The organism is Saccharopolyspora sp. ASAGF58, from assembly GCF_012277335.1.
Classification (GTDB): Bacteria; Actinomycetota; Actinomycetes; order Mycobacteriales; family Pseudonocardiaceae; genus Saccharopolyspora; species Saccharopolyspora hattusasensis.
Genome location: NZ_CP040605.1, coordinates 363,327 through 378,198 on the forward strand (window position 1 = coordinate 363,327; position 14,872 = coordinate 378,198).

Genomic DNA, 14,872 nt, shown 5'->3' on the forward strand with positions numbered 1-14,872 from the left:
CTGAGGTGGAGCCTGCCCGGTCCGCGCCGCCCGGCCAGTGTCGGAATCCCACAAATCCCGGCCACCCGATTGGCCGAATCCGACTACACTGCGAGCGCGATGATCATCGCGAGCCTGGCGTCGGGATCGTCGAGAACCAGCGGCGTCAGCTCGGCCATCTTCCGCATCCGGTACCGGACCGTGTTCGGGTGGACCCCCAGCCTCGCCGCCGCAGCGCCCAAATCGCCCTGACACTCCAGCCAGGCGCGAAGCGTTTCGACGTAGCTGGTGCCGTGCTCGCGGTCGTGGCGGCGGAGCTCGACCACCGGGCCGCGATCCGGGGCGCGGCCGGTCGCTGCGGCGTGCCGCAGCCGCCGCAGCATGATCTCGTGCCAGGCGTCGTCGTAAACCACGGCCGGGACCCGGTCCGCCCTCTTCGCGTGGATCGCCAGGCTCTCGTCGGCTTCCCGCCTGCTGTCCACCAGCTCCATCGGCTCGGCCGGTCCACCCACGCCGACGAGGACCGTAGCGTCGCCGGCGAGCTCGCGGACCAGGGCCCGCGCCCATTCGCAGGCGGGCTCGGCATCCTCGTGCGGCAGGATCGTGTAGACGGTGTTCGCGAACAGGGCGCTGCGGCCGGGTCGTGACCAGCCGAAGCCCATTGTCGCGCGCTCGAACGCGAGCAGCGGGACAGCCTCCGGCGCGCCGCCGACGTGCACCTGCACTGCCACCACGCGGTGCCTTCTGCTGCGCAGGCCCAGGCGGCTCAGCACCGCGGCGGCGTCCGCATGCCCCTCCAACAGGCCGATGACCAGGTCGGATTCGACCTGCCGCTCCAGGTCAGCGCTGGCCCGGGCGCGCAGCAGGTGCAGCGCGGCGGTGCGAGCGCCGCTGACCAGCGCGGCCTGGTGGGCGCCGGTGAGCTCGTGCTCCGTCAGGACCCAGATCGAGCCCAGTAGTTCCTTGCCCGCGCGGACAGCCACCACGGCCCGGCCGTGCGCGGACTCCGGTTCCAGCGGAGCCACGAAGATCGGCTCGTCGGAAGTCTCCAGGTGCCGGAAAACCCCGCGCTCGACGAGCTTCCGGCGGATTTCCGCAGGCACCTGCCGCCCCAGAATCGTGGCCATCCGGGCGCGGTCGGCGCTGTGCTGCCGGCTGGAATACGCGAGCACGCCGGAGCGGTGGTCCTCGATCGTCACCGGGCCGCCGACGGAGTCGGCGAGCGCGTCGGCCAGCGCGAACAGGTCGGTCGGGCCCCGCCCGGCCTCGGTTTCCCGGCCTTCCAGCACCAGCCCGTAGACGACGCCCGCGAGCTGCCCCCACGACACGGCCGGGTCGACGAGCACGACCGTCACGTCTCGTTCCCGGGCCGCCGCGAGCGCCTGCTCGTCGAGTTCGGCGCAGCGGAACACGACGACGCTGGCGTGGGCTGCCGAGAGCAGTTCCGCCGCCCCGCTCGCCTCGACGCCGACGGCGAGCAGCACGTCCTCACCACCCGGGGCGGGATCGGCCGGGTCGTGCAGCGCCACCGAACGCAGCTCCGTCGACCTGCTCCGAGGCGGGCTGCCTAACCGGGCCCCGAAGCCGCCGAGGACGTTGATCAACCGATCGAGCTTGACCACGGCGACTCCCTGACGGCCAAGACCGCAATTTCCATTGAAATCAAACCTTTGATTTCAATGGAAATTGCGGCAGAACAATCACGCACGGAGGCTGGCGCCGAGACGCTCGGTGGCGGCGCGCACCGCCGCGTCCCGGGCCTCGGTGGCCTCCTCCTGCTTCAGGGTCCGGTCCGAAGCGCGGAAGCGCAGCGCCAAGGCCAGCGACTTCTTGCCCTCGCCCAACTGCTCGCCCGCGTAGACGTCGAACAGCCGCACATCCTCCAGCAGCTCGCCGCCGCCGGTACGGACCGCGTCGACCACGTCGGCTGCGGCCACGCCGTCGTCCACCACCAAGGCGATGTCCATCAGCACCGGCGGGTACGCCGAGATCTGCGGCGCCGGGCGGCGGTCGGACAACGGCAGGGCGTCCAGGTCGAGCTCCATCGCGCAGGTCCGCCTCGGCAGGCCCAGCGCCTCGACGACCTTCGGATGCAGCTCACCGGCGTGACCGACCACGGTCTCGCCGACCTTCAGCTGCGCGCACCGGCCCGGGTGCCACGGCGCGAGCTCGCCCGCGGCCATGTTCAGCTCCACCCCCGCCGCCGCGGCGACCACACGCGCGGCCTGCACCGCGTCCGCCCAGCTCACCTCGCGGCCCTTGCCCCACCAACCGGCCTGCTCGCGCTGGCCGCCCAGCATCACGGCGACGTGTGCAGGCTGCGCCGGCAGCGATGCGTGCAGCGCGGCGATCTGCTCGTCGGTGGGACGTCCGTCGACGCCGACCTCCGGCACCACGGGCTGATTCTCCGCAGGCTGCACGACCTGTCCGATGTGGAACAGCGCGAGATCGCGCTGGCCGCGGGAAACGTTGCGCTGCAAGGTTTCCGCCAACCCGATCAGCAGCGTCGTGGTCAGCAGCGCCCGGTCGCTTTCCAACGCGTTGAGCACCGACATGGTGCGCCGCCGCGGGTCGTCCTCGGCGAGACCGAAGGCGTCGAGCATCGCCGTTCCGACGAACGGGAACGGCAGCACCTCGACGTAGCCCTCACCGGCCAGCGCGCGGGACACCGCGCGCTGGCGGCGCTGCAGGGCGGTGAGCCCGCGCCCGGGCGGCGCGGCGGGGAGCACCGAGGGGATCGTGTGGTACCCCTCCAGGCGCAGCACTTCCTCGACCAGGTCATACGGCTGCTTCAGGTCCGGCCGCCAGGTCGGCGGGGTCGCCGTCACCAGGCCGACTCCCAGGTCGGAGGTGCCGACCTCGATGCGGCAGCCGATCTGGCCCAGCCGCCGGGCGGTCACGCCGCGCTCGTAAGACACCCCGGCGATCTTGTCCGGCAACGCCAGCGGCATGGTCACCGGCTCGGGCCGCTTCGGCTCGCCGACGTCGGTGCGGCCCGGCGCGATGGTGCCGTCGCCGTAGCGGACCAGCAACTGCGCGGCCAGCTCGGTGGCCACCGCGGCGATCGCCGGGTCCACCGACCGCTCGAACCGCTTGCCCGCCTCGCTGGGCAGCTTGTGCCGGCGGATGGTGCGGGCGATGCTGGCCGGAGCCCAGTTCGCCGCCTCCAGCAAAACGTCGTGCGTGTTGTGGCTGATCTCGGTGGACTCGCCGCCCATCACCCCAGCCAGCGACACCGGGCCGGACTCGTCGGCGATCACGATGTCGTCCGGGTCCAGTTCGCGGCTCAGGCCGTCCAGGGTGGTCAGCTTCTCGCCCTGCTCGGCGCGGCGCACCACCAGGTCGCCGGTCAGCTTCGCGGTGTCGAACGCGTGCAGCGGCTGGCCGAGTTCGAGCATCACGTAGTTGGTGACGTCCACGGCCAGCGAGATGGAGCGGATCCCGGCCAGCGCCAGGCGGCGGCGCATCCACCACGGGCTCGGCGCGGTCGGGTCGACGCCGGTGACCCGGCGCAGCACGAACCGCTGGCAGGCGCTCGGGTCGCGCAGCTCCACGCCGCGCGACGGCCGGTCGTCGGCCGGGACCGGGCGGGTGCCCGGGTCGCCGAACGGCACGTCCAGCGCGTTGGACAGTTCGCGGGCCAGGCCGCGCACCGAGAAGCAGTAGCCGCGGTCCGGGGTGATGGACAGCTCGATGATCGAGTCTTCCAGCCCCACCAGCTCGACCGCGTCATCGCCGGGGTCGGCAGAGCCGGGCGGCAGCACCAGGATGCCGTCTTGGTCCTCGCCGATGCCCAGCTCCTTGGCCGAGCAGATCATGCCCTCGCTGACCTTGCCGTAGGTCTTGCGCGAGGTGATCTCGAAGTCGCCGGGCAGCACCGCACCGGGCAGCGCGACCACGACCAGGTCGCCCTCCTGGAAGTTGCGGGCACCGCAGATGATGCCCTGCACGCGCTGCTGGCCGGTCTCGGTCTCGCCGACCTCGACCTGGCAGAACCGGATCGGCTTCTTGAACTCGTTGAGTTCCTCGATCTCGGCGACACGACCGGCCACGAGCGGCCCGCGCACCTGGGTCAGGTGGGCGACCTCCTCGACCTCCAACCCGATCCGGATGAACGCTTCGGCCAGCGTCTCCGCGGTCGTCTCCTCGGGCAGCTCAAGGTGCTCGGCCAACCAGGAAACCGGAATCCGCACTTGGTCAGGCCTCTCTCTCGTTCTGGTGGGTGGTGTCGGTGAGTGTCATAGCAGGCGTTGGACATACACAAGGAGGGGCACCCACAGTCCAGGGAGCCTCTGAGGTTCCGCCACTTGCACCGCTACGCAGATCAACCATCGACAGATCCTCAAATACCGAACGGCTGGGTGAACCGGACGTCGCCCTCGACCATGTCGCGCATGTCGGGGATGCCGTTGCGGAACATCAGCGTGCGCTCCAGGCCCATGCCGAAGGCGAAGCCTGTGTAGACCTCGGGGTCGACGCCGCAGGCGCGCAGCACGTTCGGGTTGACCATGCCGCAGCCGCCCCACTCGACCCAGCCGGCGCCGCCCTTCTTCTCCGGGAACCACACGTCCATCTCGGCCGATGGCTCAGTGAACGGGAAGTACGACGGCCGCAGCCGGGTCTTGGACTCCGGGCCGAACATCGACCGGGCGAACGCGTCCAGCGTGCCCTTCAGGTGCGCCATGGTCAGGCCCTTGTCCACCGCCAGGCCCTCGACCTGCGAGAACACCGGGGTGTGGGTGGCATCCAGCTCGTCGGTGCGGAAGGTGCGGCCCGGGCAGACCACGTACACCGGCAGCTCGCGATCCAGCAGGGCGCGGACCTGCGACGGCGAGGTGTGGGTGCGCAGCACCAGCCCGGAGTTCTCCGGGGCCACGTAGAAGGTGTCCTGCATGGTGCGCGCCGGGTGGTCCTTGCCGAAGTTCAGCGCGTCGAAGTTGAACCACTCGGCTTCCAGCTCGGGGCCCTCGGCGACCTCCCAGCCCATCGCCACGAAGGTGTCCTCGATGTCCTCGGCGAGCTGGGTGATCGGGTGGCGCGCGCCGGCCGGGACCCGGTCCCAGGGCAGCGTGACGTCGACCGTCTCCTCGCGCAGCACCCGCTCGTCGCGCTCGGCCTGCAGGGCCGCGCGGCGCTCGTCGAAGGCGCCCTGAATGGCCTCGCGAGCCTGGTTGACGCGCTTGCCCGCCTCCGAGCGCGCCTTCGGCGGCAGCGCGCCGATCTCCCGGCGCGCGGTCAGCAGCGGCGAGCGGTCACCGAGGTGCGCGGGCTTGACCACGGCCAGCGCGTCGAGGTCGGTGGCCGCGGCGAAGGCTTTGCCGGCCTCGACCACCGCGCGGTCCAGCGTCTCCGGCGACAGCGCGGCGACCTCTTTCGGGTCGTACGGGTCGTTGGCTCCAGACATCGTTAGTGCGTGACTCCCGTTGATCCGACAGGCATCGGTGCCCGATCCCTGAGCGGCAGTTGCCCAGGTCGGCGAACCTGCTCATTGGCATACGACTCAAGCCGCAAGCTAGCCCCTAGAGTCTATGCGACGGCCCCAACCGCTTTTCGCCGAGATCCGGTGAGGCGATTTCGCGCGAAATCGCCGCCCGCGCCGCGTGAGAGGTGCCGATTTCGCGCGAAATCGCCGCCCACGCCGCCTGGCAGGTGCCGATTTCGCGCGAAATCGCCCGGCCTAGGCGTCCTGGCGGTGCTGGGCGCGGGCTGAGGCGTAGAGGCAGACTGCTGCGGCCGTGGCCAGGTTGAGGCTTTCCGCAGGCCCGTAGAGCGGGACCCGGAGCGTGGCATCCAGTTCCGATTTCACCTCATCCGGTAGCCCGTGGGCTTCACTGCCGAACACCCACGCCGTGGGCTCGGCGAGCTCACCGTCGCGGTCGGCCGTGTCGAGGTCGCCGGTGGCGTAGCCGTCGGCGCCGACCAGGCGGAGCCCGGCCGCGCGGCAGGCGGAAAGCACGGCGGAGACGTCGCGGTCACGCGCAACGGGCAGGTGGAAGAGGCTCCCGGTGGACGCCCGCACCGCCTTGCCGTTGTAGGCGTCGACGGTGTCGCCGGCGAACAGCACGGCACCGGCACCGGCCGCGTCGGCGACCCGTACCACGGTTCCCGCGTTGCCCGGATCCGCCACACCGACCAGCACCGCGACCAGCTTCGGGCGCCCGGCGAGCGCGGCGGACGGCGTGGTGTCCGGCAGGTCGCAGACCGCGATCAGTCCTTGCGGGGTCACCGTCTCCGACAGCGACGCCGCTGCCCGCTCGGTGACCAGGTGGACCGGCACCGACTCGGCGCGGGCCCGGTCCAGGAACTCGGCGTGCCGGGATTGCTCGGTGGCGAAGACGTCGCGCACCCGCAGCACCCCGTCGGCGTGCGCGGTCAGCGCCTCGCCCACCGCCTGGGCGCCTTCGGCGAGGAACGCCCCGGCCTTCTCCCGGCCGGCGCGGCGGGTGAGCTTGCGAGCGACCGCGACCCGGGACGATCGCTCCGTGAGTGGAGTCGTCATCCCGGGTCGCGGTGCAGCGTAGGGGCCTTCGGTGGTCAGGCCGCACTCTCCGGCAGGTTCTTGCGAGCCACCTCGACCAGCGCGGCGAAAGCCTGCGGGTCGTTGACCGCGAGCTCGGCCAGGATCTTCCGGTCGACCTCGACCTCGGCGGCCTTCAGGCCCTGCACGAACCGGTTGTAGCTCAGGCCGTGCTGCCGGGTCGCGGCGTTGATGCGGGTGATCCACAGCTTCCGGAAGTCACCCTTGCGGGCCCGCCGGTCGCGGTAGGCGTAGGTCATCGAGTGGAGCATCTGCTCCTTGGCCTTGCGGTACAGCCGGGAGCGCTGACCGCGGTAGCCGCGGGCCGACTCGAGAATGGTGCGGCGCTTCTTCTGGGCGTTGACTGCCCGCTTGACGCGTGCCACGGGGTCCGTCCTGTTATCTCATCGGGGGCGGGGAACCGCCCGTGCGGGTTGCTGGAACTGCGTTGCTGACCTGCTGCTTCGGGTGCAGCGGGTCGGGGTTCAGCGACCCAGCAGTCGGTTGATGCGCTTGACGTCGGCCTTGGCCACCGCTTCGGTGCCCTCGAGCCGGCGGGTGACACGGCTGGACTTCTTCTCCAGGATGTGCCGACGACCGGCCTGCTCGCGCCGCAGCTTGCCCGTGCCGGTCACCTTGAAGCGCTTCGAGGTGCCCTTGTGGGTCTTGTTCTTCGGCATCTTCTCGTCCTCGTTTCGTACTGATGCCGGGCTGGGGCGCGGACTGCGTCCCGGCCCGGCGTCACATCACGAGCCCTGCGGACTTAAGCGTTCGCCTTGGGCTTGGTCTTGTTCGTCTTGTGCGGCGCAAGAACCATGATCATGTTGCGACCGTCCTGCTTCGGGTTCGCCTCGATGAACCCGAGTTCGGACACGTCATCGGCCAGTCGCTGCAGCAGGCGGAAGCCCAACTCGGGACGCGACTGCTCACGACCGCGGAACATGATCGTCACCTTGACCTTGTGACCCTGGTTGAGGAAGCGGGACACGTGGCCCTTCTTCGTCTCATAGTCGTGCGGGTCGATCTTCGGCCGGAGCTTCTGCTCCTTGATGACGGTCTGCTGCTGGTTGCGACGCGATTCGCGAGCCTTCTGCGCGCTCTCGTACTTGAACTTGCCGTAGTCCATGAGCTTGCAGACCGGCGGGCGCGCCTGCGGGGCGACCTCGACAAGGTCCAGATCCGCTTCCTGGGCTAGCCGGAGTGCGTCCTCGATGCGGACGATCCCGACCTGTTCACCGTTCGGTCCGACCAACCGGACCTCCGGAACCCTGATGCGGTCGTTGATGCGCGTCTCGGAGCTGATGGGCCCTCCTCGGTTCGATGGCTGTAGTTGACTGCACCGCGGCGCGTAGAGCTCACCCCGGAATGCAGAGGTCCCGTCGTTCCGCCTGCGCGGCCCGCGGGACCCTGACTCCATACCGATCGAACCGGTACCGCAATACCGTTCGTGCCACCGACGGCTCGCACCGTCGACAGGACCGGGACCCGGAAGCCTGTGGCGGCTACTCGGGTGGGAGCGGGACTCCACTTTGCCGCCCCCGCTTGAGCAGGGGCTGGTCGTGCGTGTCAGGGTAGCAGGCGTGACCGAACCGCAGCCAACCGCGCCCCCGACCACGTCCGACCTGCCGGGTGAGCAGCAGGCGCACGACGCAGACATGGAACTCAACGTCCGCGAGCTCGCCGATGTTCCCAGCGTCGAGGTGATCAGCCGCGCGGCGGTCATGTTGATGTCCGCGGCGGCGGAGAAGCTGGGGCTGGCCGCCGAGGACCCGGACGCCGCGGCGGAGCGCGACTTGGACGAGGCGCGCCGGTTGATCACCGCGCTGGCCGGGCTGGTCACCGCCTCCGTCGAGTACCTCGGGCCGCACGCGGGTCCGGTCCGCGACGGCCTGCAGTCGCTGCAGCGCGCGTTCCGCGAGGCCTCCACCCACCCGGACGCACCGGGGCAGGGCCCGGGCGAGAAGTACACCGGCCCCGTCTACTGATCCCCCGAGCGGGTCATGCCGCCTCCGGTCCCGTCCAGCCGAACGGGATGTGCGTGCTGGAGTTGCCCACCCGCTCCCAGCTGAAGCCGAACGCGTCGGCCCGGTCGAGAGTCGCCCGTCCCCAGGTCGCGAGCGGCTGACCTGGGCCGACCTCCGCGCCCGGCAGGTTGTGCACCTGGACCCGGACGCCTTCGGCGGCAGTTGGACCGGTGAGCGCTTCGACGGCCGCCTCCGCGTATCCGGGGAGCCGGACGCTCCAGCCGGCCAGGTCGTCGGCGATGCGGACCTCGATCGGGCTCGACTCCACGGCCACGATCTCCGGCCGGAGCATTTCGACGAACCGCTGCGGCCAACCGCCGGCCCGCCCGGTGAAGATCGCCCGAAGCGCCGCGAGTTGCGCCTCGCCGCCGCGCTCGTCGAAGAAGAACGCGGCACGCGCGTCGTGGTGCTCCCCCGTCCAGACGTTCCCGGCGTAGGAAATCAGCATCGCGACGTTCAGGCCGCTGAGCCCCAGGTCGCCGTAGTCGCCGGTTCGGATGTGCCACAGCCGGATGCCGTCGCAGTCGCCGTAGGTCGGCGGCTGCGCGAAAGAGCACGGGCACGGGATCTCACACTTGCACGTATAGAACCAGTCGCCCGCCACATGCCATTTCGCAACGCCCGGCACACCCACATCAGCCCTCCGGAAGCGGATCGGCTCGTGCTCGGGCGCCAGGATCCCCGTTCCGCGGAAAACCCGGCACGGCCGAAAGACCCGCGCGACTACGGACATTGCACACAATGCAATGCACAGTGGACAGTCAATACCCGAAGTCCTTGCCAAGCCGCAAGATCTTGACCACGAGCCGAATGCCGACCGAGCTTTTGGCCGATAGCAGATAACACAACAAGGCTTCGCGTGAAGAAGTTTTCCCGCCGGGACAGCGCCGGCCCGGCTACCATCTCCAACTGTCAACTGTGGACACTCGTAACACGCCGACGAGAACTGGCCGCCGACCTGATCGGGTGCGCCTCACCGCCTTCGTCACGGGTTGACGGCCAGGAAGATGAAGGCCGCGAGGATGGCGAGGTGGACGCCGCCTTGCAGGCGGGTGGCGCGGCCGGGGACGACCGTGAGGACGCTGACGATGACCGTCAGGATGAACAGCACGAGCTGGGTTCCGCCGAGTCCGAGGTGCAGCGGGCCGTTCAGCCAGATCGAGGCGAGCACGATCACCGGGATCGTCAGGCCGATGCTGGCGATCGCAGAGCCGTAGGCGAGGTTGAGGCTGATCTGCACCCGCTGGCGGGCGGCGGCGCGCACCGCCGCGATCGTCTCCGGCAGCAGCACCAGCAGGGCGATCACCACGCCGACGAAGGACTGCGGGAAGCCGACCGCCTCGACCGCGGCCTCTATCGCCGGGGACTCTACCTTCGCCAGCCCGACGACGGCGACCAGCGCGACCACCAGCAGCACGAGGCTCGCCGCTGTCCGGCCTCCGCTCGGCGGCCGCGCGTGGTCTTCCTCTGGGGCGACCGTGCCCTCGTCGGTGACCGGCACGAAGAAGTCCCGATGCCGGATGGTCTGGGTGAACACGAACATGCCGTACAGCACGAGCGAGGCCACCGCGGCGAACGCCATCTGCGGTGCCGAGTACACCGGGCCCGGCAGGGTCGTGGTGAAGGTCGGGAACACCAGGCTCAACGCGGCCAGCGTCGTCACCGTCGCCAGCTCCGCACCAGTGCCTTCGGCGTTGAACGGCGTCAGCCCGTAGCGGAGGGCGCCCACCAGTAGGGAGAGGCCGACGATGCCGTTGGTGGTGATCATGACCGCGGCGAAGATCGTGTCGCGAGCCAGCGTCGCGGCTTCCGGGCCGCCGGAGCTCATCAGCGTGACGATCAGCCCTACTTCGATGACCGTGACGGCCACCGCCAGGACCAGCGAGCCGAACGGTTCGCCCACCCGGTGGGCGACGATCTCCGCGTGGTGCACGGCGGTCAGCACCGCGCCCGCGAGCAGGATCGCGACGATGAGCACCGGGATGATGCCGAGTTCCTTGTGGGTCCAGGTGATGGCCAGCGCGATGATCGCGAGCACCGGCACCAGCACGGTCCAGGACAGCAGCGAGCGCAGCGGCATGTGTCCACAGTAGAAGCTGCCGCGTGGCGCCGCGGCGCGAAGCTGCCGGGTGAAACGGCTGGCGTCTGGCGTGTTGGCTTGCCAGGCTGATCGAGGAGGTGCGCGTGATGGTATCGGTTGATCGGTTGCTGGTTTTCGCGGCGATGTCGTTGGTGATCATCGCGGTGCCCGGGCCGAGCGTGTTGTTCGTCGTGGGCCGGGCGCTGGCGCATGGCAGGCGCACCGCGCTGACCAGCGTCGTCGGCAATGCCATCGGGTGCTACCTGGTGGCCGTCGCGGTGGCGCTGGGCGTCGGCGCGGTGGTGGCGCAGTCGCTCGTGGTGTTCACCGCGATCAAGATGGCGGGCGCGGCCTACCTCGTCTACCTGGGCATCAAGGCGCTGCGCAGCAGTCGCCCGCTCGCTGGCGAACTGCCCGGGCAGACGCCGGGCCTCGGCATCCTGAAGACGCTGCGGGAAGGCGTCGTGGTGGGGGTGGCGAACCCGAAGACATTCATCTTCTTCACCGCGGTGGTCCCGCAGTTCATCGACCCGGAACTGGGCCACGTCCCGGTGCAGATGCTGCTGCTCGGGCTCATCCCGATCGCCATCGCGCTGGTCTCGGACAGCATATGGGGCCTGTTCGCGGCCACGGCCCGGACCTGGATCGCCAGCGCCCCGCGGCGGCTGGCGATCGTCCAGCGGGCGGGCGGTTTCGCCATGATCGGCCTCGGCCTGACCCTCGCCGTCACCGGCCGCAAGGAGTAAAGAACTGTGCGGCTTGGCTTGCGTGGCGGTGCGGGTAGCGGCGTAAGCGACAGGCGCCTCCGACCGATCCGGCCGAAGGCGCCCTTGAACATTCGAATCAGCCCTTGAACATTCGAATCAGTCGAGGACCGCGAGGGCGTCGATTTCGAGGACCGCGAGGGCGTCGATTTCGACGAGGAGGCCGGCGGGTAGGCCGACGTAGACCGTGGTGCGAGCCGGGAAGGGTTCGCCGACGACGCGGGCCCTGGCCATCAGACTTCCTTTGCTCTCGGGTTTTCCGGCTGCCACCCCAACTCGGCGGAAACCCCGTCGGCGGCGCGCCGCACGTCGTCGGCGAGGCCGAGCAGCCCGTCGAAGTCCAGCAGTACCTTCGGCACCGAAAGCGACAGAGCCGCGACGACCTCGCCCCGGTGGTTGCGGATCGGCGCGCCGACGCAGTGGATGAAGTTCTCGTGCTCGCCGCGGTCCACCGCGTAGCCCTGGGCGCGCACCCGGTCCAGTTCGGCCAGGAACCGCTCGGCCGAGTCGATGGTGTTGGTGGTCAGCTTCGGGTAGTTGAGCTGTTCGGCGAACCGGCGGCGCTGCTGCGTCGGCCAGTAAGCCACCAGCACCTTGCCCACCGCCGTGCAGTGCACCGGCGCGCGGCGGCCGATGCGGGAGTACATCCGCACCGGGTGCTGGCTGTCCACTTTGTCGATGTAGACGACCTGATTGTCTTCGAGGGTCGCCAGGTGCACGGTGTGCCCGCTGATCTCCCCCAGCGCCACCAGGTACTGCCGAGCCACGCCGCGCACGTCGAGGTCTTCCAGCGCTTGGTGGGCGAGGTCGAACAGGGCGCTGCCGAGGCGGTAGTGGTGCACGTCCTCGCGGCGCACGAAGCGGCCCGCCTCGAGGGTGCGCAGCAGGCGCATCGCGGTTGATTTGTGCACGCCCAGGCGTTTCGCAAGCTGGTCGAGCGTCTGCTGCCCGGCGGCCAGCGCGGTCAGCACCGTCAGACCGCGTTCCAAGCTCTGGCTCACCGGCCGCTCCATCCGTTGACGCGTCGCGCGGCTGATGGTACACACCTATCCGGCATTCTACGCAACCGCTGTTGCATTCTACGCAATAGGAGGCCTTGGTGTCGGCACGGGGGATCAACACCGCGGCGGTTCGCTCGCTGCACGACGAGCGCATCGACTGGCGCTTCAAAGGCATGCCGTCCGAGGCCTTCGGCAGCACCGTCGGCGAGTTCCTCAAGCAGCGCCCGAAGTTGTACGACGCGGGCTTCGTCGGCCCGCTGCTGGTGCTCGATGATGCGGCCTTGCAGCACAACCTGCAGACCATGGCCGACTGGTGCGCGCTGCACGGCCTGCAGCTCGCGCCGCACGGCAAGACGACGATGGCGCCGCGGCTCTTCGAACGGCAGCTTGCGACCGGTTCTTGGGGCATCACCGCGGCGAACGTCAGCCAGCTGCGGGTTTATCGCGCCTTCGGCGTCGAGCGGATCATGCTCGCCAACCAGCTGCTGGACCCCAGCGGGCTGGCCTGGCTGGCCGGCGAACTGGACGCCAACCCCGAATTCGAGTTCAGCTGCTTCGTGGACTCGGTGCGTGGAGCGCAGCTGATGGCCGAGACGCTGGCCCACCACGGCGCGTCCCGGCGGGTCGACGTGCTGGTCGAGCTCGGCAGCGACGGTGCCCGGACCGGTGCGCGCACGATCGCCGAAGCGCGCGAGATCGCCGACCTGGTACTAGAAAGCCCGATGCTGCGACTGGTCGGGGTCGGCGGCTACGAGGGCGCGCTGGGGCACGACGTCAGCGAGCAGGCGTTGTCCACTGTGGATCGATACCTGGGGCGGTTGCGCGACCTCGTGGCGGAACTGGCCCAGGCGGGCCACTTCGCGGGGCTGGACGAGGTGATCGTCACCTGCGGCGGCAGCGCGTACTTCGACCAGGTCGCCGAGGCGTTCACCGAGCCGTGGCCGGCCGGGCTGCAGGTCGTGCCGGTGCTGCGCAGCGGCGGATACCTGCTGCACGACGACGGTTTCTACCGGGTCCGCTCGCCGTTCGGCCGCGAGCACCGGCTGGCGGGCGCGGAATCGCCGTTCCGCCCCGCGATGCGGGTGTGGGCGCAGGTCACCTCCCGGCCCGAGCGGGGCCTGGCGCTGCTGACCATGGGCCGCCGGGACGTGTCGTTCGACCAGGACCTCCCGGAACCGCAGGTGATCCGCGGCGCGGACGGCGAGATCCGGGAGCTGGCCGCCGGTTCGTGCGAGGTGACTTCGCTGGCCGACCAGCACGCGTTCCTGACCGTGCGGGACGCCGATCCGCAGATCGGCGACTGGATGGGTTTCGGCCTGTCCCACCCCTGCACGGTGTTCGACAAGTGGCCCCTGATCCCGGTCATCGCCGGCGACACCGTGATCGACCTGGTGCGCACGTTCTTCTAGATGATTGATTCCGTGAAGATCATGTGAAGGGGGCCGGTGTGACGGCCTGGGAGGAGGGTGTTCAAGATCAAACTGTGACGAAAGAACTGAACACCCTCCTGACCGCACTCTACGTGCTGATCGATGACCATGTCGTCCCGGCTCGGACCGGACGGGGACGGCGCCCGCTGTTCACCGACAGTGAGTTGCTGACGCTGGCGGTGGCTCAGGTTCTGCTGCGCTACAACGGTGAGCGTCGCTGGATGCGGCACGTGCATAGCAACCCCGAGCTGCTGGCGATGTTCCCGCACGTGCCTCGCCAGCCCGGATACAACAAGCGTTTGAGGAACGCGCAGCCCTTGCTGTGCAAGGCAATCATCACCCTGGCCGCGTGCTGCCCGTCCTGGTTCGACGACCTGTGGATCACCGACGCCACCCCGGTGCCATGCGGCATGTCCCGGGAGACGGTGAAACGCTCGGACCTGGCCGGCCACGCCAACTATGGTTACTGCGCGTCACACTCCAGGTGGTACTGGGGCCTGAAGCTCTACCTCGTGTGTACCGGGGACGGGATGCCGGTCATGTGGTGCCTGGCCGACCCCAAGATCGGCGAACGCGAGGTGCTGGCCGCGTTACTCGACAACAACCACTACCTGATCCGCAACGGCCAGATTCTGTTGGCCGACAAGGGTTTCTCCGGCAAGGAGTTCAAGAAACTCACCGAGTCGAAGCAACTGCGGCTACTGCGCCCGGACCGCAAGGACGAAACCTACGCATGCGGCAACCTCGGCGGTGTGCGCCAGTGGATCGAGTCGGTCAACCAGACCCTCAAAAGCCAACTCGGCCTCGAACAGCACGGCGGACGCACCCCGGCAGGCGTGTTCACCCGCGTCGCCCAGCGCTTGCTGGCCATGGCCGCAGGCATCTGGCACAACTGGGAAACCGGCGCGACCAGCAAACGCTCACTCATCGCGTTCGACCACTAACACCAACTTCACGGAATCAATCATCTAGGACGACGGCGTGGTCTAAGCTTGTTGTTTAACCAGGTAGCACCGTGGTGGGGCCCCGGTTGATCATAGATGAAGCCCTTGGTTGATCATTCCTCTTGCGACAGAT

15 protein-coding genes are annotated in these 14,872 nt (G+C 69.5%); 4 read left to right on the forward strand and 11 right to left on the reverse strand.

The annotated features are described in order from the left end of the window. Positions 1-83: 83 nt before the first annotated feature. The 7 genes from FDZ84_RS01440 to infC form a co-directional block, all read right to left on the reverse strand. On the reverse strand, positions 84-1,601 hold the full coding sequence (locus FDZ84_RS01440) for a CdaR family transcriptional regulator (RefSeq protein ID WP_168584367.1): 1,518 nt from the start codon (positions 1,599-1,601) through the stop codon (positions 84-86). Positions 1,602-1,679: 78 nt separating this feature from the next. Then, positions 1,680-4,172: a phenylalanine--tRNA ligase subunit beta gene (gene pheT / locus FDZ84_RS01445; RefSeq protein ID WP_168584368.1), complete on the reverse strand. Its 2,493-nt coding sequence runs from the start codon at positions 4,170-4,172 to the stop codon at positions 1,680-1,682. 149 nt (positions 4,173-4,321) lie between these two features. Beyond that, on the reverse strand, positions 4,322-5,383 hold the full coding sequence (gene pheS / locus FDZ84_RS01450; protein ID WP_168584369.1) for a phenylalanine--tRNA ligase subunit alpha: 1,062 nt from the start codon (positions 5,381-5,383) through the stop codon (positions 4,322-4,324). A gap of 273 nt (positions 5,384-5,656) precedes the next feature. Further along, positions 5,657-6,478, reverse strand: a complete 822-nt coding sequence (locus FDZ84_RS01455) for an RNA methyltransferase (RefSeq protein ID WP_168584370.1) — start codon at positions 6,476-6,478, stop codon at positions 5,657-5,659. 35 nt (positions 6,479-6,513) lie between these two features. After that, positions 6,514-6,882, reverse strand: a complete 369-nt coding sequence (gene rplT, locus FDZ84_RS01460; protein ID WP_093266845.1) for a 50S ribosomal protein L20 — start codon at positions 6,880-6,882, stop codon at positions 6,514-6,516. A gap of 99 nt (positions 6,883-6,981) precedes the next feature. After that, positions 6,982-7,176, reverse strand: a complete 195-nt coding sequence (gene rpmI / locus FDZ84_RS01465) for a 50S ribosomal protein L35 (protein WP_010313612.1) — start codon at positions 7,174-7,176, stop codon at positions 6,982-6,984. 83 nt (positions 7,177-7,259) lie between these two features. Next, positions 7,260-7,799: a translation initiation factor IF-3 gene (gene infC / locus FDZ84_RS01470; protein ID WP_029535984.1), complete on the reverse strand. Its 540-nt coding sequence runs from the start codon at positions 7,797-7,799 to the stop codon at positions 7,260-7,262. Between the two features lie 352 nt (positions 7,800-8,151). On the opposite strand from infC, the gene FDZ84_RS01475 reads away from it, so the two are divergent. Further along, positions 8,152-8,481 carry a DUF1844 domain-containing protein gene (locus FDZ84_RS01475; RefSeq protein ID WP_168589719.1) on the forward strand — a complete coding sequence of 110 codons (330 nt, stop codon included), beginning with the start codon at positions 8,152-8,154 and terminating at the stop codon, positions 8,479-8,481. A gap of 13 nt (positions 8,482-8,494) precedes the next feature. On the opposite strand, the gene FDZ84_RS01480 is transcribed toward FDZ84_RS01475, so the two are convergent. Beyond that, on the reverse strand, positions 8,495-9,154 hold the full coding sequence (locus FDZ84_RS01480; protein ID WP_168589720.1) for a DUF1326 domain-containing protein: 660 nt from the start codon (positions 9,152-9,154) through the stop codon (positions 8,495-8,497). 351 nt (positions 9,155-9,505) lie between these two features. Continuing rightward, positions 9,506-10,600 carry a calcium:proton antiporter gene (locus tag FDZ84_RS01485; protein ID WP_168584371.1) on the reverse strand — a complete coding sequence of 365 codons (1,095 nt, stop codon included), beginning with the start codon at positions 10,598-10,600 and terminating at the stop codon, positions 9,506-9,508. Positions 10,601-10,707: 107 nt separating this feature from the next. Between FDZ84_RS01485 and FDZ84_RS01490 the strand changes: the two genes are divergently transcribed. Beyond that, positions 10,708-11,346, forward strand: a complete 639-nt coding sequence (locus FDZ84_RS01490; RefSeq protein ID WP_168589721.1) for a LysE family translocator — start codon at positions 10,708-10,710, stop codon at positions 11,344-11,346. Between the two features lie 117 nt (positions 11,347-11,463). On the opposite strand, the gene FDZ84_RS38470 is transcribed toward FDZ84_RS01490, so the two are convergent. Next, positions 11,464-11,598: a hypothetical protein gene (locus FDZ84_RS38470; RefSeq protein WP_371812951.1), complete on the reverse strand. Its 135-nt coding sequence runs from the start codon at positions 11,596-11,598 to the stop codon at positions 11,464-11,466. Next, positions 11,598-12,365 carry an IclR family transcriptional regulator gene (locus FDZ84_RS01495; protein ID WP_168584372.1) on the reverse strand — a complete coding sequence of 256 codons (768 nt, stop codon included), beginning with the start codon at positions 12,363-12,365 and terminating at the stop codon, positions 11,598-11,600. The genes FDZ84_RS38470 and FDZ84_RS01495 overlap by 1 nt, the downstream gene beginning before the upstream one ends. Before the next feature lie 98 nt (positions 12,366-12,463). Between FDZ84_RS01495 and FDZ84_RS01500 the strand changes: the two genes are divergently transcribed. Continuing rightward, a complete protein-coding gene (locus FDZ84_RS01500; RefSeq protein WP_246868726.1) occupies positions 12,464-13,774 on the forward strand; it encodes an amino acid deaminase in 1,311 nt (436 codons plus the stop codon). A 74-nt stretch (positions 13,775-13,848) separates the two neighbouring features. Then, the gene (locus FDZ84_RS01505; protein ID WP_168584373.1) at positions 13,849-14,739 is read left to right on the forward strand and encodes an IS982 family transposase; all 891 of its coding nucleotides are present in this window, start codon (positions 13,849-13,851) and stop codon (positions 14,737-14,739) included. The last annotated feature ends 133 nt before the right edge of the window (positions 14,740-14,872 follow it).